This is a genomic window from Enterococcus sp. 3H8_DIV0648 (genome assembly GCF_002140655.1).
GTDB classification, from domain to species: Bacteria; Bacillota; Bacilli; order Lactobacillales; family Enterococcaceae; genus Enterococcus_A; species Enterococcus_A hulanensis.
In genome coordinates this window covers 897,070-914,975 of sequence record NZ_NGLG01000002.1, presented here as the reverse complement: position 1 = coordinate 914,975, position 17,906 = coordinate 897,070, and the positions used below count along the sequence as shown (strand labels likewise).

At 42.4% G+C, this 17,906-nt stretch carries 21 protein-coding genes; 18 read left to right on the top strand and 3 right to left on the bottom strand.

What is annotated here, in order from left to right:
* Positions 1-9 precede the first annotated feature (9 nt).
* From A5875_RS20550 to A5875_RS20505, 10 genes are all read left to right on the top strand, one after another.
* Positions 10-1,092, top strand: coding sequence for a M24 family metallopeptidase (locus tag A5875_RS20550; protein ID WP_088935426.1), 1,083 nt, complete (start codon positions 10-12; stop codon positions 1,090-1,092).
* A complete protein-coding gene (locus A5875_RS20545; protein WP_242551326.1) occupies positions 1,085-2,122 on the top strand; it encodes a M42 family metallopeptidase in 1,038 nt (345 codons plus the stop codon). Before A5875_RS20550 ends, A5875_RS20545 begins: the two co-directional genes overlap by 8 nt.
* A complete protein-coding gene (locus A5875_RS20540; protein WP_088935424.1) occupies positions 2,109-3,299 on the top strand; it encodes a MalY/PatB family protein in 1,191 nt (396 codons plus the stop codon). The genes A5875_RS20545 and A5875_RS20540 overlap by 14 nt, the downstream gene beginning before the upstream one ends.
* A gap of 133 nt (positions 3,300-3,432) precedes the next feature.
* On the top strand, positions 3,433-3,717 hold the full coding sequence (locus A5875_RS20535; RefSeq protein ID WP_088935423.1) for a type II toxin-antitoxin system RelB/DinJ family antitoxin: 285 nt from the start codon (positions 3,433-3,435) through the stop codon (positions 3,715-3,717).
* Positions 3,710-4,000 carry a type II toxin-antitoxin system YafQ family toxin gene (locus A5875_RS20530; protein ID WP_088935422.1) on the top strand — a complete coding sequence of 97 codons (291 nt, stop codon included), beginning with the start codon at positions 3,710-3,712 and terminating at the stop codon, positions 3,998-4,000. The genes A5875_RS20535 and A5875_RS20530 overlap by 8 nt, the downstream gene beginning before the upstream one ends.
* A 197-nt stretch (positions 4,001-4,197) precedes the next feature.
* The gene (locus A5875_RS20525) at positions 4,198-5,838 is read left to right on the top strand and encodes a BglG family transcription antiterminator (RefSeq protein WP_088935421.1); all 1,641 of its coding nucleotides are present in this window, start codon (positions 4,198-4,200) and stop codon (positions 5,836-5,838) included.
* Positions 5,835-6,284 (top strand): PTS sugar transporter subunit IIA, encoded by a 450-nt coding sequence (locus A5875_RS20520; protein ID WP_088935420.1) that lies wholly within the window; start codon positions 5,835-5,837, stop codon positions 6,282-6,284. The genes A5875_RS20525 and A5875_RS20520 overlap by 4 nt, the downstream gene beginning before the upstream one ends.
* Positions 6,281-6,562, top strand: coding sequence for a PTS sugar transporter subunit IIB (locus A5875_RS20515; protein ID WP_088935419.1), 282 nt, complete (start codon positions 6,281-6,283; stop codon positions 6,560-6,562). Before A5875_RS20520 ends, A5875_RS20515 begins: the two co-directional genes overlap by 4 nt.
* A gap of 4 nt (positions 6,563-6,566) precedes the next feature.
* On the top strand, positions 6,567-7,817 hold the full coding sequence (locus tag A5875_RS20510; RefSeq protein WP_088935418.1) for a PTS ascorbate transporter subunit IIC: 1,251 nt from the start codon (positions 6,567-6,569) through the stop codon (positions 7,815-7,817).
* Positions 7,818-8,555 carry a sugar isomerase domain-containing protein gene (locus A5875_RS20505; protein WP_088935417.1) on the top strand — a complete coding sequence of 246 codons (738 nt, stop codon included), beginning with the start codon at positions 7,818-7,820 and terminating at the stop codon, positions 8,553-8,555.
* A gap of 33 nt (positions 8,556-8,588) precedes the next feature.
* On the opposite strand, the gene A5875_RS20500 is transcribed toward A5875_RS20505, so the two are convergent.
* Positions 8,589-8,768, bottom strand: a complete 180-nt coding sequence (locus tag A5875_RS20500) for a hypothetical protein (protein WP_088935416.1) — start codon at positions 8,766-8,768, stop codon at positions 8,589-8,591.
* Positions 8,769-8,842: 74 nt separating this feature from the next.
* On the opposite strand from A5875_RS20500, the gene A5875_RS23875 reads away from it, so the two are divergent.
* The 8 genes from A5875_RS23875 to A5875_RS20465 all read left to right on the top strand — a co-directional run bounded on the left by A5875_RS23875 (position 8,843) and on the right by A5875_RS20465 (position 14,704).
* The gene (locus A5875_RS23875) at positions 8,843-9,010 is read left to right on the top strand and encodes a hypothetical protein (RefSeq protein WP_176244767.1); all 168 of its coding nucleotides are present in this window, start codon (positions 8,843-8,845) and stop codon (positions 9,008-9,010) included.
* An 86-nt stretch (positions 9,011-9,096) separates the two neighbouring features.
* The gene (locus tag A5875_RS20495) at positions 9,097-9,285 is read left to right on the top strand and encodes a CsbD family protein (protein ID WP_010741677.1); all 189 of its coding nucleotides are present in this window, start codon (positions 9,097-9,099) and stop codon (positions 9,283-9,285) included.
* Between the two features lie 198 nt (positions 9,286-9,483).
* Entirely contained in the window at positions 9,484-9,951 is a 468-nt protein-coding gene (locus tag A5875_RS20490) for a cysteine hydrolase family protein (RefSeq protein ID WP_088935415.1), read from the top strand.
* Between the two features lie 15 nt (positions 9,952-9,966).
* Positions 9,967-10,566, top strand: a complete 600-nt coding sequence (locus tag A5875_RS20485; RefSeq protein WP_088935414.1) for a short chain dehydrogenase — start codon at positions 9,967-9,969, stop codon at positions 10,564-10,566.
* Positions 10,567-10,890: 324 nt separating this feature from the next.
* The gene (locus tag A5875_RS20480; RefSeq protein WP_088935413.1) at positions 10,891-11,859 is read left to right on the top strand and encodes a hypothetical protein; all 969 of its coding nucleotides are present in this window, start codon (positions 10,891-10,893) and stop codon (positions 11,857-11,859) included.
* A 205-nt stretch (positions 11,860-12,064) separates the two neighbouring features.
* On the top strand, positions 12,065-12,979 hold the full coding sequence (locus A5875_RS20475) for an AraC family transcriptional regulator (RefSeq protein ID WP_088935412.1): 915 nt from the start codon (positions 12,065-12,067) through the stop codon (positions 12,977-12,979).
* Positions 12,972-13,910, top strand: coding sequence for a glycosyltransferase family 2 protein (locus A5875_RS20470; protein WP_088935411.1), 939 nt, complete (start codon positions 12,972-12,974; stop codon positions 13,908-13,910). The genes A5875_RS20475 and A5875_RS20470 overlap by 8 nt, the downstream gene beginning before the upstream one ends.
* Positions 13,907-14,704 carry a Cof-type HAD-IIB family hydrolase gene (locus A5875_RS20465; RefSeq protein WP_088935410.1) on the top strand — a complete coding sequence of 266 codons (798 nt, stop codon included), beginning with the start codon at positions 13,907-13,909 and terminating at the stop codon, positions 14,702-14,704. The genes A5875_RS20470 and A5875_RS20465 overlap by 4 nt, the downstream gene beginning before the upstream one ends.
* A 33-nt stretch (positions 14,705-14,737) precedes the next feature.
* On the opposite strand, the gene A5875_RS20460 is transcribed toward A5875_RS20465, so the two are convergent.
* Together A5875_RS20460 and A5875_RS20455 are read right to left on the bottom strand one after the other, a co-directional pair.
* Positions 14,738-16,837 carry an LTA synthase family protein gene (locus A5875_RS20460; protein WP_088935409.1) on the bottom strand — a complete coding sequence of 700 codons (2,100 nt, stop codon included), beginning with the start codon at positions 16,835-16,837 and terminating at the stop codon, positions 14,738-14,740.
* Between the two features lie 183 nt (positions 16,838-17,020).
* Positions 17,021-17,764, bottom strand: coding sequence for an epoxyqueuosine reductase QueH (locus A5875_RS20455; RefSeq protein WP_088935408.1), 744 nt, complete (start codon positions 17,762-17,764; stop codon positions 17,021-17,023).
* Positions 17,765-17,906: the final 142 nt, after the last annotated feature.

Below are 17,906 nucleotides of genomic sequence, written 5' to 3'. Positions count from 1 at the left end.
CAGATGTAAATGAGAATCGACCAATTACGAGAACAACTAGAAAAAGAAAAAATCGCTGGTCTGTTAGTGACCGATAAAATCAACCGCCGCTATTTATGCGGCTTTACCGGCTCGAATGGGTTACTGCTAGTCACCGAAAAGGATGCGCGTTTATTTGTTGATGGCCGCTACACCCAGCAGGCGCAGCAGCAAACCTCCAATGTTGAGATTTTCGAGATCCCGGTTGGCGGCAGTTTAAATGAAGCGTTGCGTCCTTTTGTCGAAGGCTTGACGCTGGGATTCGAAGCGGGGACGATCGGTTATCAGACCTTTACGGGTTTCCAAGCTTTGATGGCAGAGGTCAGCGGACGCTTAGTGGCAACCAATAATTTAGTCGAAGGCTTGCGCATGATCAAAGCACCAGAAGAAATTCGCGCAATCAAACAAGCGGCTGCCATCGCTGATCAAACATTGGAAGTGATTTTGCCAATGATTCGCAGCGGCATGACGGAGTTAGAGCTAGCCAATGAAATCGATTATCGCAGTAAAAAATTAGGCAGCGAAGGACCGGCTTTTGAAACGATCGTAGCATCAGGGGAGCGAACGGCTTTGCCTCATGCTCACGCTAGCCAGAAAAAAATTAACGCCAACGAATTGATCATGATCGATTTTGGGGCGATTTATCAAGGTTATTATTCGGATATTACGCGGACCTTTGGCTTTGGCGAAGTCTCTGAGAAAATTAAAGCCGCCTATCAAAAAGTGTTAGCGGCTCAAAAGAAAGCAGTTCAAGCAGTTGCTTTTGGCAAAACGCTCGGCGATATTGATCAGACCGCGCGACAGGCTTTGGCACAACAGAACCTCGCTCAATACTTCAGCCATAATCTGGGACATGGTATCGGACTTTCCTGTCATGAGTATCCGGCGTTGGCACCACAAGCGACCTTGCCGATCGAAAAAAATATGACCTTTACCATTGAACCGGGTGTCTATCTGGCGGAGGACAGCTTTGGTATTCGAATCGAAGATGATATCTGGGTGAATGATGCAGGACGCGCTGAAATTTTGACGAAGTTTAACAAGGAGTGGATGACAATTGACTGCAATGGATAAATTATTGATGGAACTGTCTAATTTAGATGCACTGCCGGGACAGGAAGCTCAGGTGCAAAAGGCATTGCAGGAGACCATTCAAGGACCCTCAACTAAGGATGCGTTTGGCAACCTGTATTTTGGCGATCTGAAAACAACTAAGAAAAAAATCGCCTTGTACGCTCATATGGATGAGGTCGGTTTTTTCGTCCATCGCATAACAGATGAAGGGTTTGTGTACTTTTATCCGATTGGCGGCTGGTGGGGCCATGTGGTTTTAGGTCAGCAGGTAAGGGCGACTTGCCGTAAAAACGGTGCCGTTTTAGAAGGGATCGTGGGAACGCTGCCCAAAACTAGCCACAAAATGACCGAAGTTGTGTCGATCAGCGAGATGTATATCGATTTTGGCGTTCGGTCAAAAAACGAATTGTTAGAGGCTGGTTTGCAGGTTGGCGACATGATTTTACCTAATACACAGGCGAAAAAAAGCTTCAATCAGCAGAAGATCATGGGCAAAGCCTTGGATGATCGGGTGGCGTGTACCGTGATGGCGCAGGTGAAAAATCAAGTCAACACAAAAAATATCGAAGTCATCGGTGTTGGTACGGTTCAAGAAGAAGCAGGCACCCGCGGTTCAAAGGTCGCGGTCGCTCAAGTCGACGCCGATATCAATATCGTGATTGATGTTGCCAATGGCAAGGATACGCCAAAAGCCGCCGAATTTCCTAATCGCATTCAAGGAGACGGTCCGGGATTAGTTTTGGCGGATAAAACGGCTTTAGGGAATATTCGATTGATAGATTATTGTAAGGACGTCGCCGAAAAAAATCAGATTCCATGGCAATATGATTTATTAGGCGGGGGAGGCACGGATGCCGGCTCTGTTCAATTGTTCGCCGGAAAACCGACGTTGGTCTTTTGCGTGCCGGTTCGTTATTGCCATTCGTGGAATTCCATCGTGGCGCTTTCCGACGTAGAAGCAACGATCGACCTATTGTCGGCAGTCATTCGCTCGTTAGATGAAGGAGGGATCGAGTTTGAGCAATTTTAATCAGCAGCGTTCTCGTTATGGCACCTATTCGACCCAATGGGACTATGTTCAGGATCGCTTTGGAGAAAAGGAGTTATTGCCGTTTTCGATTTCCGATACGGATTTTATGATTCCTGATGGAACGATCGACGTTTTGGACAAGGCGGTTAGTCGCGGCTTTTTCGGATACACTCGCTGGAACCATTTGGATTATAAGCAAAGCGTCAGCGGCTGGTTCCAACAGGAGTTCGATTGCGCCGTTGATCCTGAATGGTGCGTGTTTTCGCCTAGTGTGATCTACAGCCTATCGGTTTGTATCCAATTGCTGAGTCAGAAGGGGGATAAGATCGTGACCTTCACACCTTGTTACGATGCCTTTTTCAACTGTATCGGCGGGAATGATCGCGAGCTAGTCGCTTTTTCACTAACGAATCAAGCAGAGCAGTTTACGATTGATTTTGTGGGCTTGGAAAAAGTCTTTGCGACAGAAAAGCCGGCAATCTTTTTACTATGCAACCCCCATAATCCAACAGGCAGAGTATTTACCGAGGAAGAACTAACCCGACTAATCTCATTATGCAATCAATATAAAGTCGCGATCATCAGCGATGAGATCCATATGGATGTCCGCCGTCCCGGAAAGAAACATTTGCCGATCTTGGCCTTTGCGGATCAAATCGAGGTCCCTGTGGTTCTATTATCATCTGCTTCCAAGACCTTCAATTCACCGGGTCTGGGGGGATCGTATGGGATCTTTTCAGATGAGGGGCTGCGGGAAAAATTCTTGAGCATCTTAAAAGAGCGGGACGGCTTGTCCTCGATTCCTTATCCCGCTTTATTGGCGACGATGGATTGCTACAACAACCAAAAACAATGGGTGGAAGAGCTGAATCAGACCGTTGATGAGAACTTTGCCGCATTGAAGGAAATTCTGGATACAGATCCGAGAATCCAGTTTGCTATTCCTGAAGCTACTTATCTTGGCTGGATCAATATCAAAGAACTGCCTTATACGATGGAAGAATTACAGGCCGTTTTAGTCAAACAAGAAAAAGTCGCCATCATGAAAGGCGAAACCTATGGCGCAGAAGGCAAGAACTACCTGCGCTTCAACCTAGGAGCGCCAAAAGAAAAAATCATTGACGGCGCTGAACGTTTGATGCGGGCGATACGGTATTTAGATGAAAGATCCTCTTGATAGAGGGTCTTTTTTATTGATAATAGGGAGAATCAGACTTTACTTCGTTGTGGATATCATAAAACGAAGTAAAAGTATACAAATGTATACAAAAATGTTAAAATAGACTTGGAATAAGAAGGAGAGAGTAACAATGGCAACTATCCGAATTGATGATGATTTAAAGAAAGAAGCCGATGAAATGTTTGATGAAGTAGGGATGAATACGGCTGTTGCAGTGAAGATCTTTTTAACGCGGTTTGTTAAAACAGGCAAATTCCCCTTTGAAATAGAAACACTGAATTATCAGCCTAATAAGGAAACCCAAGAGGCCTTCAAAGAAACTGAGGAGATGATTCAACAAGACGACCTTAACAATTCTGAGAACTTGCAAACGTATTTTGAGAGAATGAAAAAGGAAGCCAACGATAATGCTTAATTACCGAACGACAAAGCGTTTTGACAAGGATGTGAAGAAGCTGATCAAGCAAGGCAAGCCGCTTGAAAAGCTGCAAACGGCGATGGACTTGCTGATAAATGAAGAAGAATTAGGTCAGGAGTACAAACTCCATCCGTTAGAGCCCAAGAATCAAATCCCTAAACGGTGGGACATGCATATTGGCGGGCAATCTAGTGATTGGGTGGTCATTTTCTATTACGAATTTGAAAAGAACACGATTATTTTTGAACGAACGGGAAGTCATTCTGAGCTGTTTAAGTAATATGCTGCAAACAAAGGAACCTTTGAGGGTTCTTTTTTTGTTTGTCCTGATTCCGATGTTATATTTTAGGGTACACCGATTATAAGCAGTCGAAACCAATCGAAGTGTTCAGCGTTTTTTTTAAATTCAATCAACTTTTTTTGGTCTACTTGCAGATTTCGCGGCGTGATAAATTAAGGATGAAGGTGAGGATGATAATGAATAACGATTATGTAGATAGTAAACAGCGAAAGTTTTTGATCGTCAAACGTTTGCTTGAACAGGAGCATCTGAGTTATCAGCAGCTGTCTGAGGATTATTATGTCTCGCGCAGCAGCATCGCTAATGATATTTCTTACATCAAAGAATTATTTTCGAAAGAAGATTTGGCGTTGACCTTTGATAATTCAGGTACTTTTTTCAAAGGTTCAGAGGTTCAAATCCAAAAAGTTTTAAAACGAATTGTTCTCAATCTGCTCAATAATGAGCAGCCGACAGCGCTTTTTATCGAACCAGAATTGATGGAAAAAGTCTCCAAGGGCTTCTATCATGCGTTGGGTGAAAAAAAGATCGAGATCCCTGAAAGCTACACGCAAAATATTATCGTTTCGATCGTCTTAATTATTCAGCGTGCCAAGGAAAATCATCACATTCATTTAGAAGGAACGAATCAATATGGACAGTTCTTTTTGGAGTTTGATAAGTATCCGTTAGTTTATGGGCTTTTAAATGAACTGGAGGAACAGAATATTTACAGCTTTTCACAAGAGGAGATTCAATATCTGACTTATTTGATCGTCGGCAGCGGGTTGCGTTTTTTCATGAAGGATGATGCTATTCCCTTTGCTTTTCGCGGGAAGGTGCGGTTTTTGATTCAAAAGGTTAGTGAAGGTCTGCAAATTGACCTGACTCAGGATAGCCGTTTGGAAGAGGACTTGGTGGTTCACCTGTATCAGTTGATCTTGCGATTAGAAGCTCAGTCTTCTGTTGTGAATCCGCTGATTGATGAGATCAAGCAAACATACCCGGCGCTTTACGGAGTCGTTTGGTTTGGACTAGCAGATTTTTGCAAGCCCTATCAAATTGCTTTGTCAGATGATGAGGTGGGATTTGTCAGTATTCATTTTCAAGCGGCCTTAGAACGGGTCAAAAAGATGCACAAGATTCTCTTTGTTTGTCCTAACGGGATTGGCACCAGTTCCTTTGTATCCGCAAAAATACGTAGAATTTTACCGGATGTGAATAGTATCGAAACGGTCTCCACCTCAAAACTTGAAGGAATGGATCTGTCAGACGTGGACTTCATTATCTCAACTGTTGAGATTGCGGCTACTGAAAAACCAGTTGTTCGAATCAGTCCAATGGTGACGGTCAAGGATATGAAGCGGATTATGAATCATTACATTGATTTGATTATTGCCCGCGAGCAAAATAACCTGCCGAAGCTGGAGGTGGCAAGTGAGACAAAAGACTTTATCGCACGAAATATTCTATTCCAAAACTTTTCCACTAAAGAAGCAGCACTTAATTTTATGATCGATCAACAGGACTTTTCTGATGAATCATTAAAAGAAAAATTCAAGCAGTCCGTATGGGAGCGTGAGGAATTACAGTCGACCTATCTGGATAATGGTTTTGCGATCCCTCATGGAGCACCGGAATTTGTTGAAAAAACAACGATCTCAATTTTAATTTTAGATAAACCGATCAATTGGGGAAATCAAAAAGTCGATATCATCGTCTTGTTAATGATCAAAGAAGAAGAGGTGCGAAAAGTAGAGCCCGTGATGGAATTAGTCATGCAGGGAATTGAGGATAAAAATTGGTTTATATCAAAAATGATGGAGGTTAAAGCATGAGTTTAGTAAATACGTTATTGCCAAGTGATCAAATCCAAGTCGTTGAAGCTATTGAAAGCTGGCAGCAAGCAGTTGCGCTCGCAGGCGAGCCTTTGCTGAAACGAAACTATATCACATCGGCATATATCCAATCGATGATCGCTAGTGTAGAAGAGCATGGACCGTATATGGTGCTGGCAGACTATTTTGCCTTAATGCACGCACGACCAGGAGAGGGTGTCAATCAGCAAAGCATGAGCCTGCTGGTGGTGAAAGAACCTGTCGATATGCTGGATAAGCCTGTGAAAATTTTTCTAGTCTTGGCTGCCAAGGACAATCAAAGTCATCTGGAAAGTCTGCAGCGTATTATGACCATTTTTATGGATACACAAAAGTATCAAATGATCTTAGAGGGAAACAAAGCAGAGATTACTGAGCTATTTAATGAAGGAGGAAATGAACAATGAAAATTTTAGCAGTGTGTGGATTTGGTGTAGGCAGCTCGATGGTGTTAAAGATGTCGATTGATAAGGTGGTGAAAGAATTAGGCTTAAAGGCTACCGTTGAAAATACCGACCTTTCCACAGCGAAGGCAACACCAGCGGATGTTTATTTTACTAGTCAGGAATTATTGTCAGAGTTGAAATCATCAGTCAAAGCGCCCGTTTATCCGATTAAAAAATATATGGATGTTGCTGAAATACGTTCGCAAATGGAAAAATATTTAAACGAAAGAGAGGGATAAGTCAATGAGTTTTATTACAGATCACATTCTAAAAAATCCGCCTGTTTTACTTGGACTAATTGCCATGATTGGATTGCTCGTTCAACGAAAATCAATATCTGAAATTATTAAAGGCACGATGACTGCGGCTTTTGGGATGGTCATTTTAACCGCCGGTGTCAACATGCTGGTTGGAACGATTGCGCCGATCAATGCGGCAGTTCAAACACAGTTGGGGGTGAAGGTCGCTGAAGGACTGTCCGATGTTACTTTTACTGCTGAATATGGCGGAACAGTGGGGTTGGCAATGTTCTTAGGGTTGATTCTGCATTTATTGATCGCCCGATTCACACCGATCAAAACGATCTTCTTAACCGGCCATATGTTGTGGTGGTTTCCCTTTGTATTAGTCGCTGGCGGTGTCGAGGCCGGATTAAAGGGTACAATGCTGATTGTTGTTAGTGCGGTCTTGTCCGCCATTTATTGGTCAGTAATGCCGTGGATCATGCGGAAATATGTTTGGGATGCCACAGGAGATGATTCATTCTTGATTGGTCATCCTACAGGAATCTTATCTTTGATCTCAGGTTTTGTTGCAAAAAGAGTAGGAAACAAGGAAAAATCGACAGAAGATTTGAACGTGCCGGAAAGTCTGTCATTTTTTAGAGAAATTTCGATCACCGGTGGTTTGGTAATGTTCTTGATGAATCTCGTAGTGGGGATCATTGCTCCAGTCTTGATTCCAGAGGGTGGAAACTTAGTCATGTTCGCCATTGAAGCTGGATTGAACTTTGGTGCCGGTTTACTGATAATGCTGTATGGAGTCCGTTTATTGATCAATCAAATTATTCCAGCCTTTCAAGGGATCGCTGAAAAAGTCGTTCCCGGGGCAAAACCAGCTTTTGATGTACCGATTCTTTTCAATTATCGCCCGAACGCGGTAATTATCGGTTTCATCGTTGCCATGGTCACTTCAACTATCTTAGTGGTGTTAGCCAATAGTTTCGATCTATTCGGTATTTTGATCGTACCGTTAGTGATCACCAGTTTCTTTGAATGCGGCGGTGCTGCTGTAATCGGTGAAGGTCAAGGCGGTTTGCGCGGAGCAATTATCGGGACGATTACTGCATCGGTAGCGATGGTTCTGTTGGTAGGTGTTTCAGCGGTTGTATTTAGTACGACGATCCAGAATTGGATATTAATCTTTGGTGGAAATGACCTTTCCTTATGGGGAATGGTTGGAAAATTAATAGGCAGCTTGTTTGGAGGTTTTTAAATGTTCCAATATTTTGATCGTATTCAGGAAATTTTAAAAGAAGTTGAGGTAAACGAAGCAGACGCGATCAATCAAACGATTGAGCTGTTAACCGATGCTAACTTAAACGGAAAAGGAATTTATATTTTTGGCGCGAGTCATGCGGGAATTCTAGCTGAGGAATTATATTATCGTGCTGGCGGGATGATGACGGTCAATGCTATTTTTGGCCGAGAGCTGATGCTCGACCAGTCACCGATTACGGTTACGAGTAAAATGGAACGCTTGGAAGGGTATGGGACGACACTTGCTTCGACTATTCCTTTTAAAAAAGATGATGTATTGATTCTTCACTCGGTTTCTGGCAGAAATCCCGTAACGATTGATTTGGCTTTGAGTGCCAAAGAAAAAGGTGTGAAGATCGTCGCGCTGACCAATGTAAATTATTCAAAACAAGTGACTAGCCGACACTCTTCAGGAAAACGCCTCTTTGAGCTGGCTGATATCATTTTGGATAATCACGGTGATACCGGCGACGCCTGCTGCTCCATCGAAGGAATCGAACAAAAAGTTGGACCCAGCTCGACCGTAGTAGGCGCAACGATCTTAAACACGATCATCGTTGAAGTCACACGGAAACTGATTGAGCATGGAGTTGAGTATCCGCCTATTTTCTATTCAGCAAATCTGGACGGCGGCGATCAGCTGAATCAAGAGCTGTTTAAAAAATACGAAAACGTCATTCATTACAGCTTATAAAACAAAAGCAGAGAAGCAGCCAACAAGCGTGGCTTACTTCTCTGCTTTTTCGTTCCATTTTTTGGGGCTCCAGATGTTTCCTTCCAGCGCAACCTGCAGACTTTCGTTGTCGTCTTCTAATTGTTCGATGTACTTGATCGCTTCTTCGATAACAAAGCGCGACTTTTCATCTGAAATCGTTGCTAATTGTTCTTGCAGCCATGTATTTCGCATTTACTTCACCTCAAAAGCAGTGTAGCATAGAATTAATTGGTGGTCGGTGCGTGATGCTTGAGAGGAGATATACAATGGAAGTAAATGAAAGCGTTCTCTACGAAATAATAGCTGAGTTGACTGCAGCAAAAATCGAGCTGGAGCGATTGAAGCAGTTAGATTTTTCGAGTGAATTAAAAGATGAGCGGATCAAGTCGTTAAAACAGGAGATCCAACAGGCGGAACGCCTTTTGAATAAGTAAGCAGATTTTTAGCCTTCTATTTTTGCGGGTGGTAGAATAATCTTAAGAACAAGGTTCGATTATTTTATCAAACAGGAGGGTTTATGATGGCAAACAACGATGAATTAAAAGGTAAAGTGAACGAAGCTAAAGGAAAAGTTACAGACGATGAATCAACCGAATTAAAAGGAAAAATCCAACAAGGCTTCGGTAAAGCAAAAGACAAAGCGAAAGAAACAGCAGACGATGTCGCTGGCAAGATCAACAAAAAGATCGACAAAGAAAAAGAAGATTAATCATTAAGACGGTTGAAAAATAGGTTTCATGCTCGGATTTTGAGTTTGAAACCTATTTTTATCTGTTCTGCTTTTTAAAGTTTAGAAAAGTTTAGTCGGCTATTCCTTTAGCGAAAGCTTCATCATACCTTCATTTTTTGCTGAAAGCCTTTTTCAATTGCTTTATAATAGAAATCACAAGGAAAGGTTGGGGTTAAGGTGACGCAAACTGCACTGTTGGTAGTAGACATACAAACTGGGACATTGGCACCGTTGATTGGAAAAGAAACTCTTTTAAAAAATGTGAACGAGCTGATCGATCATTTTCATCATGAAGAGCTGCCGGTCATTTTTATTAAGAAGGTCGGGTACGGAGAGCTTTCTAAGCACCTGCATCGAGAGGCCAATGATCCGATAGTAACAAAGGTTCCGATGAATACGTTTAAGGCTCCAGAATTTCAGACAGTGATGAAAGAACAGGGACTGGGGAATTTTGTTGTGGTTGGATTAATGAGTAATGCCTGTGTTCAAGCGACTTGTAAAGGAGCTTTGGCTGAAAAATTTCCTGTGACAGTAATCGAGGATGCTCATGATTCGGTGATCAAGCCCATGCGAAATGTTTGGAATAAAAAATTAAAAGGACTTAGCGTCACTACCATGACGACTAAAGAGTACATAGAAAAATAAAAGGAGCGGATGATTGTGCGCATTTTAATAGTTGGCGGTAAAGGAACGATCGGTCAAGCGGTCGTTGAGAAATTAAAGGACGCTCACGAGCTTATCATAGCAGGCAGAACGAGCGGTGATGTACAGGTAGATTTGACTTCGGTGGACAGCATCGAAGCGATGTTCAAAAAGGTTGGTCATGTTGATGCCATTGTCAATGCATCAGGAGCCGCGAAATTTCAATTAGTAGAAGAGATGACTCCTGAGGACAATCTGGTAGCAGTCCAAAGTAAATTGCTGGGACAGATTAATCTGGCGCTGATTGGCCAAAAATACTTGCGTCATGACGGCAGTATCACGCTGACGACAGGAATTATGAAGGATGATCCAATTCCGGGAGGGGCGTCTGCGGCGATGGCCAATGGCGGAGTTGCTGCTTTTGTAAAATCCGCTGCCATCGATTTTACTCATGGTATTCGGATCAATTGTGTCAGTCCCAATGTTTTAGTAGAGTCTTATGATAACTATCAGGATTCCTTCAAGGGCTTTGTTCCTGTTCCGGCAGAACGTGTCGCGATGGCCTATGTTAAAAGTGTCGAAGGAAAACAAACTGGACAAGAATATCAAGTATATTAATAAAGAGATCACCTTCGTGAAAAACGAGGGTGATTTTTTTGTACAAGGCACTCATTTTTTCAAAAAAGAGAATTTTTTATTGTTAAATCATACAAAAATACTTACGTTTGTTATCGTATGCTAATTATTAAGAAAAATTACAAGTGTTTTTTATTATTCTGTCAGGGGATTTAAAGGCTTCATGTCAATTTAACCCTTTTCTTTTGTTTTTTATAAAGGAAAAAGGTTTTTCTGTATACTATTTACAAAACTGTTATTTATCGCTATCATATTTCTATAAAATGAAAACGATTACTATTTAATAATAAGTTGGGGGTATGAAAAATGGATGTAGCAAAATTAGGTCAAAGACAGCTCTTTTTGATGAAATGGGAAAATCTTGAAGGGAGAATTCTTAAACGCTTTGAACAAAGCCAAAATGTTTCAGAGGTCATTGAGTATCTTATGGCGGTTCTTGTGCGGAGCGCCCTGTGTTCGCGTGCGATCTCGGAAACGCTAAAATCGTTGATTCGGGAACTGTTTTTAACGTCAGAGCCTAATGATACGCTGCGCCGTTATGCTCCTTATTTTGAGGAATATTGTGAAAAAAGTGAATGGAAAACGATCGTCAAGCGTCTGTTTCTTAATGAAGCGGACTATTTGGCCTGCACCAAAGAGGCTCGCGGGTATAAAGACTATTTTACAAAAGAAGGTACGCTGGACATTTGTCAGGAAAACCATGCTTATATCGTGGAGTCCTTTTTTGAAGATATGAACGGCAAACGCCACAAATTGACGATTCGTGAAGCCGATCCTAACAAAGCTGCACCTGTGGTCACGAAGCTTTTGCAAATTTTGACGACCTTGACGATTTTTGAAACAAACGGTGTGCGGAAATTCGTCAAATTTATCAATTACGAAGGCTCAGGAAAAATCATCACAACCGCTTATGATACTCGCTTGGGGGAAGCGGGGGAGACTGGTCAAGAAAAGACGAATGAAACGGCTTCTAATGTTACGAATGCTAAAAATTCACCAAAGAAATCCAAAAACGTGAATCAGCTTGCCAATGAAACTGAATTATTAACGAAGCAAACCACAACACCACAAGACAAAGCCAACGTAACGTCAAAACCTGCCGCCTCGAAACCAAAATCAAAGCCAAAGAAACCTTCCAAGACCCCGAAAAAGCCGGACACCTCCTACCTGCGCTATGGGAAAACGAACGAACAAATAGATAAAGAGCGGGAGAAACGACGGCTCGAAAGAGAGAAAAATAAAGTATTAGGGAAAAAGAAGAGAAAGAAAAAATAGAATCTCAATGTGATTAAAAAAACCGGACAATCAGGCTTCTTTAGTATGGAGAAAAATAAGTCGATTTAATCAATCGATTTTCTTTGGCATGGTATGCTATTCCACCTGTGAAACTAACGGATATAAAAAAATAGTTTCAATATCATTCGTTTTAGTCTATAATTTAAACATAAAGTATAAAAATAGTTTCGAATGTGGTGAGCGTGTGTTAGCGAAAAAACTTTACTTAGATAGTAATTTGAAGGAACTGATGGAGTTTCCAGATAATGCGTTTCCCTTTGGCATTTGGCAGGATGAGTTTAATGAGACGGTCGGTCAAATTTTGAATTATCATTGGCATGAAACGATCGAAATGAATGTGCTGCTGAAGGGTGAGCTGGATTATCGTTTAAATGATCAGCGTTTCGTTTTGACAGAAGGCGACAGTATGGTGGTCTATTCAAATAGTCTGCATGGTGCGGCGCTGCGGAAAAAAGAGGATTCGGCAGAAATGCTGACGATTGTTTTTTCGGCGGATATATTGACTGGCGGCGGGGCAGGAACTATTTATCAGAAGTACTTTCAAACCTTGAGGGATGAAGGGTTTCTCGGAAAACGTTTCGAAAGCGGCAGTGATATGGGGCAGGAAATGTCTGGCTTGCTGCTGAAATTAGCGTCGATTGAGGAAAGTGTCGGCTATGAATTGCGGGTGCTTTCTCAACTTAGTCTGATTTGGGAAAAGCTGTTCAGTCATTTATCTGGCCAACAGAAAACGCAGGCAACGAAGCGGCCTGAAAAATATGAACGGGAAATCAAAGCTGTGATGAACTATGTCCAGAAAAATTATATGGAGCGCATCACGATCCAGATGCTCTGTGAACAAACGGGAATCAGTCGTTCGGAATGCTTCCGGATTTTTGCTCGTTTTACCCAAAAGAAGCCGATGGAGTACATCAATGACTATCGGATGTCGATGGCGGTTGGGTTGATGCTGAATACCAAGTGGACGGTCGATCGGATCGCTCAGGAATGCGGCTTTCAAAATGCCAGCTATTTTGGGAAAATGTTTAAGGAGCGCTTTAATCAAACCCCTAAGAACTATCGAATAAATCAAAGAAAAGAGGAACAATCGATTGGATAAAATTGCAGTATTGATCCCTTGTTACAATGAAGCTCAAACGATCCAGGCGGTGATCGATGATTTTAAACAGGAGTTGCCGGAAGGAACGATTTACGTCTATGACAATAATTCCACAGATGACACCTATGCGATCGCCAAAGCAGCGGGGGTGAAGGTCAAAAAGGAAAGTCGGCAAGGAAAAGGCAATGTGGTTCGGACGATGTTTCGTGAGATTGACGCGGAGTGCTATCTATTAGTGGATGGTGACGATACTTATCCGGCTAAAGATGCCCGCAACTTGTGTCGCGAGGTACTGGAAAATGGCGCGGACATGGTGACCGGGGACCGTCTGTCTTCTACCTATTTCTCGGAAAACAAACGGCCCTTCCATAACTCCGGTAATGTCGTCGTCCGTAATCTGATCAATTATTTCTTCAAGGGTAACATCAAGGATATCTTGACCGGCTATCGCGCCTTGAGCCCGTTGTTTGCCAAAAGTATGCCGGTTTTAAGCAAGGGCTTTGAGATCGAGACAGAGATGAATATTCACGCCTTGGACAAAAATTTTGTGATTAAAAATGTCGAGGTGGATTATCGTGATCGGCCGGAAGGAAGTGATTCGAAGCTGAATACGGTGTCTGATGGTATTCGTGTGATTAAGACGATTTTCCAGCTGTTCAAGGATTATCGTCCGCTGCTGTTTTTTAGTGTGTTGGCTGGAATTTTGGCGATCTTGGCGATTATTTTATTCATTCCGGTCTTTTTAGAATATTTCCGCACGGGACTGGTTGACCGGATGCCGACGCTAATCACGGCAGGCTTTTTGATGCTGGCAGCCTTGCTGAATTTATCCTGCGGTTTTATCTTGGATACGGAAAATAAAAAGGCGCGGCAAAATTTTGAGCTGCAATTGAATGTTTTACAACAACTTATCAAAGGAGGCAACGCATGATTAAAGCTGTGGCAGTAGATATGGATGGCACTTTTTTGGATTCACAGGGACAATACGATCGCGAACGCTTTGAAGGGATTTTTCAGACGATGCTGGAAAAGGATGTTCGTTTCATTGTCGCCAGCGGCAATCAGTATTATCAATTGAGATCTTTTTTTCCTGAAAAAGAAGAACAGATCACGTTTGTCTCGGAAAATGGCGCGCTGATCTTTAAGAATCGGGAAGTGCTGAAAGAGAATCACTTTACAGACAATTTAGTTCAAGAGCTCTTAGCTTTTTTACAGGCAGAATCTAGTGAGTTGGAAGTTGTGGTCTGCGGCTTGAAGTCGGCCTATATGTTGAAAAGTGCCACTCAGCGATTTAAGGAATTTTCTGCGCTTTACTATTTCCAATTAGCCGAGCTGGACAGCTTCGCGGATTTACCTGAGGATGTTATCGTAAAATTTGCTTTGGATGTACCTGTCGAACAAGCACCGAAAGTCGTCGCCGATTTGAATGAGGCCTTCAAGGATCAGATCACGGCGGTGTCCAGCGGTCACGGCAGCATCGATATTATTATTCCGGGAATCACTAAAGGCAGTTCGATCCAATGGCTGTTGGATCAATGGGGGATCGCACCGAATGAACTGGCGGCATTTGGCGATGCCAATAATGATTTAGAGATGTTGGCTCTAACTGAACACAGCTACGCCATGAAAGAATGCAGTCCGGATGTTTTGGCAACGGCGAAGAACCAAGCACCGTCTCATAATGAAGCCGGAGTGTTGCAGGTGTTGGAAGGATTACTAAACTAAAAGGAGTGAAAACAGCTAGAACGCAAGCTGTTTTCACTCCTTTTTATTTACTTCTTCTGTGTATTCTTTATACGTTTTTGTGTGATACAACTCTTCTGTAGAACGCTGACCATTCTTAGAAAAGATGCTAGTTGAATCATCACCTAACTTTTTCTCGATATTGGTCAGAGTTTTTAGCGAATTTTTGTAATTGATTTGCTCGACTTTGACTGGACTTAGACCGCTGTCATAATAAAACCGCAGCAAGTCGCCATGATTGATTTGGTCTGAGACAGCGAGCTGCTCATCAACCTGCTTCTTCACTTCTTTTGCCCCTTCAAATACTTCCGGCCGACTGAAATTCAGTAGTTCACCTGTTTGATTATCGTAGACGTCCCCTTTATGGTAAGAATACTCTTTCGTTACAAAATTTCCATTACGAAAGGCAACCAATTCCTCTTTATTTGGCGACAGCAAATCATGACCCAGCAGCATCAAATCATCAGAATCGTAACCGATCATATTCAGCAGAGTAGGCAGCACATCGATCTGTCCGCCGTAAGTGTGATTGATCGCTCCCTTGTCTTGGCCAGGAATGTGAATGATCAGCGGTACTTTTTGCGCCTGCATGGTATCAAATGTTGTCCAATCCTCTTTGCCGAATAACTCCTTGGTATCCTTGATGCGAGAATCCGAGATACCGTAGTGATCGCCGTAGAGGACGATCATCGAATTTTCGTAGAGCCCGCTGGCTTTCAGGTAGTCGAATAACTCTTTGATTGCCGTGTCCGTATAATTGGCCGTTGCGAAATACCCGTCGATCGTTGAATCACCCGTATTAACTTTCGGGAATCCATTTTCAGCTTCCGGCAGCTCAGAAAAAGGATAATGGTTGGAAACAGAGAGCAGCTTCGCATAAAAAGGCTGCTGCAAATGCTCTAAATATTTTACTGATTGCTGGAAAAAGGGCTTATCATGCAATCCATATTGAAACGAATTGCCGTCATTTAATTTATAGTAGCTGGAGTCAAAGAAATGCTGATAGCCGAACTTTTTATAGGTTTCATTGCGATTCCAAAAATTCCCGGCATTACCGTGGAAAGCGGCGGTAGTGTAGCCAAGCTTCTGATCGAGAATCGCTGGCGCGGCGTTAAATGTATTTTTCCCGCCTAACTGTGAAAAAAGCGATCCCTGATTTAGCCCGAAGAGTGAATTCTCCAATAATGTTTCCGCGTCGCTGGTTTTCCCGGCACTCACTTGATGATAAAAGTTATCGAAGCTAAAAGAGCTGTTGCTGTGATAGAGACTATTTATGAAGGGCATCACTTCATGCTCCGTGCCGTTTTCGTCCTTGACCTTGTAGTCGATCAAGAATTGATGGGCACTTTCCAAATGCACATAGATGATATTTTTGTCTTTAGCGATCCCGAACGTTTCTGCATTCTTTTCTTTTGGTCGCTGTTTGATTTTTTCTGCTAGAATTTCCATGTCATTCGGACTAGCCTGTGCCCGGATCTGTGATACCTGATAAGTCTTGACCCCATCGTAGATCGTATAGGCATTGATCCCTAGGTATTTAACGAGATAATCTCTGGAGAAGGTTCTGGTCAGTAATCCCGGTCGGCTTGTTTCTGCCAAAACTATATTTCCAGCTAGAAAAAGCAGGGCAGTGATCGTAATTGAAAAAGCGAATCTAGCTCGAACCGGACGAGTATCCAAGGGCAGCTTCTTCAAGAGCAAGACGGTCAATACAACGATGCAGTCTAGGAAGTATAGAATATCATGAGGTTTGAACAGCCGGATCGCGCTTTCGCCAAGGCCGCTCGCGACTTTTCCAGCGCCTAAAATCGTATCAATAGTAAGAAAATCAGTAAATTCCTGATAATAAACCACGTTGACAAAAAGCAGGATACTCAGCAGCAGATAAATAAGATAGCCCGTCATGTAAGCTATCTTGGTCCTTCTGATAAATAGAAAAATCGACAGGAAGAGCATCGTCGTCGCTACTGGATTGATCAGGAGAATAAAGACCTGAAGGGCATTATCCAATCTCAAATCAAAATCGACAAAATAAGCAAACAGACTTTTTGCCCACAGCGGCAGTGTCAATAATAAGAAGAAGCCGAAGCGTGAATTCAGTTTGGGTGTGGTCATAACAGAACCTCTCTTAATCAGCTTTGTAATTAGTTAATTGTACCGAAGACCGGATCGTAATGTAAAGGCTATCAAGATTTAAACTCTCTAAACTTATGAAAAAAGCAATGAGCACTGAATTAAAAATGGCTTATTGCATCATTTACATACAAAAAGATCGATAGATTCGCTCTATCGATCTTTTTAGCTTTCAGTTTTTTGCGCTTGGTGCTCTTTGACAAAAGCCTTCGCTTCTTTATTGATGGTTTTCAAATCACAGCCTTGCTGTTTCGCGGCAAAGACACAGCCGCAGTAGCATTGACGATAAACGTCGTATTCTTTGCACATCTCGATGGAGCGCTGATAGCCGGAATTTTTCTTGAAATCACTTGGCAGATAATGGGTGTTGTAGATTTTTTGGATATCCATGCCGATTTGATTGATCAATTGGCTATTTTTTTTCGGCGAGATCGTCAACGCACTGCCGAAATAATCATAGCCTCGTTCCAAGGCTTCTTTCGCTGCCAAATCCAGCCGCATATTAAAACAAGCGGTGCAGCGCTCGCCGCCTTCAGGCTCTTCAGTCAGATTTTTCTGCTGCATCAGTTGAATGAACTCATTGGGTTTGTATTCATCAATGATCAAGTCTACCTGATTGCCGGTCGCCGCATTGAAGTCATGGATGAATTTTTCTTGGACTAACACACGACGTTGATATTCACTTTCCGGATGAATATTGGAATTTGAGAAGAAGATCGTCACATCGGCGTGCTGGGTCAAAAACTCCAGTGTGTATGTACTGCAGGGTGCGCAGCAAGAATGGATCAAAATCCGCGGGCGGACAGCTTCTTTTTCCCACGATTGAATCATCTTGTGGAGCACACGGTCATAATTTATTTTTTGATTGTTCATTTTTTCAACGATTTCCGTTGCATCTATTGTATTCATAAAATCACCTGAGGGTATTATAAGCGAAGTGCGAACAGAAAGAAAGCTGGGAGGGGAGTTCTTAAAAATTAGAAGCCGCTGTTTTGAAAATAAAAAATATCTGAGAGTAATTGCTTTTTTTAATTTAACGAATATAGTATAT

Coding starts and splice junctions, on each gene's coding strand:
- A5875_RS20545 (WP_242551326.1), top strand. CDS start 1,085: ATGGATAAATTATTGATGGAACTGTCTAATTTAGATGCACTGCCGGGA.
- A5875_RS20500 (WP_088935416.1), bottom strand. CDS start 8,768: ATGCGAAATACATGGCTGCAAGAACAATTAGCAACGATTTCAGATGAA.
- A5875_RS20465 (WP_088935410.1), top strand. CDS start 13,907: ATGATTAAAGCTGTGGCAGTAGATATGGATGGCACTTTTTTGGATTCA.
- A5875_RS20495 (WP_010741677.1), top strand. CDS start 9,097: ATGGCAAACAACGATGAATTAAAAGGTAAAGTGAACGAAGCTAAAGGA.
- A5875_RS20505 (WP_088935417.1), top strand. CDS start 7,818: ATGTTCCAATATTTTGATCGTATTCAGGAAATTTTAAAAGAAGTTGAG.
- A5875_RS20530 (WP_088935422.1), top strand. CDS start 3,710: ATGCTTAATTACCGAACGACAAAGCGTTTTGACAAGGATGTGAAGAAG.
- A5875_RS20510 (WP_088935418.1), top strand. CDS start 6,567: ATGAGTTTTATTACAGATCACATTCTAAAAAATCCGCCTGTTTTACTT.
- A5875_RS20460 (WP_088935409.1), bottom strand. CDS start 16,837: ATGACCACACCCAAACTGAATTCACGCTTCGGCTTCTTCTTATTATTG.
- A5875_RS20535 (WP_088935423.1), top strand. CDS start 3,433: ATGGCAACTATCCGAATTGATGATGATTTAAAGAAAGAAGCCGATGAA.
- A5875_RS20515 (WP_088935419.1), top strand. CDS start 6,281: ATGAAAATTTTAGCAGTGTGTGGATTTGGTGTAGGCAGCTCGATGGTG.
- A5875_RS20480 (WP_088935413.1), top strand. CDS start 10,891: ATGGATGTAGCAAAATTAGGTCAAAGACAGCTCTTTTTGATGAAATGG.
- A5875_RS23875 (WP_176244767.1), top strand. CDS start 8,843: ATGGAAGTAAATGAAAGCGTTCTCTACGAAATAATAGCTGAGTTGACT.
- A5875_RS20520 (WP_088935420.1), top strand. CDS start 5,835: ATGAGTTTAGTAAATACGTTATTGCCAAGTGATCAAATCCAAGTCGTT.
- A5875_RS20550 (WP_088935426.1), top strand. CDS start 10: ATGAGAATCGACCAATTACGAGAACAACTAGAAAAAGAAAAAATCGCT.
- A5875_RS20455 (WP_088935408.1), bottom strand. CDS start 17,764: ATGAATACAATAGATGCAACGGAAATCGTTGAAAAAATGAACAATCAA.
- A5875_RS20525 (WP_088935421.1), top strand. CDS start 4,198: ATGAATAACGATTATGTAGATAGTAAACAGCGAAAGTTTTTGATCGTC.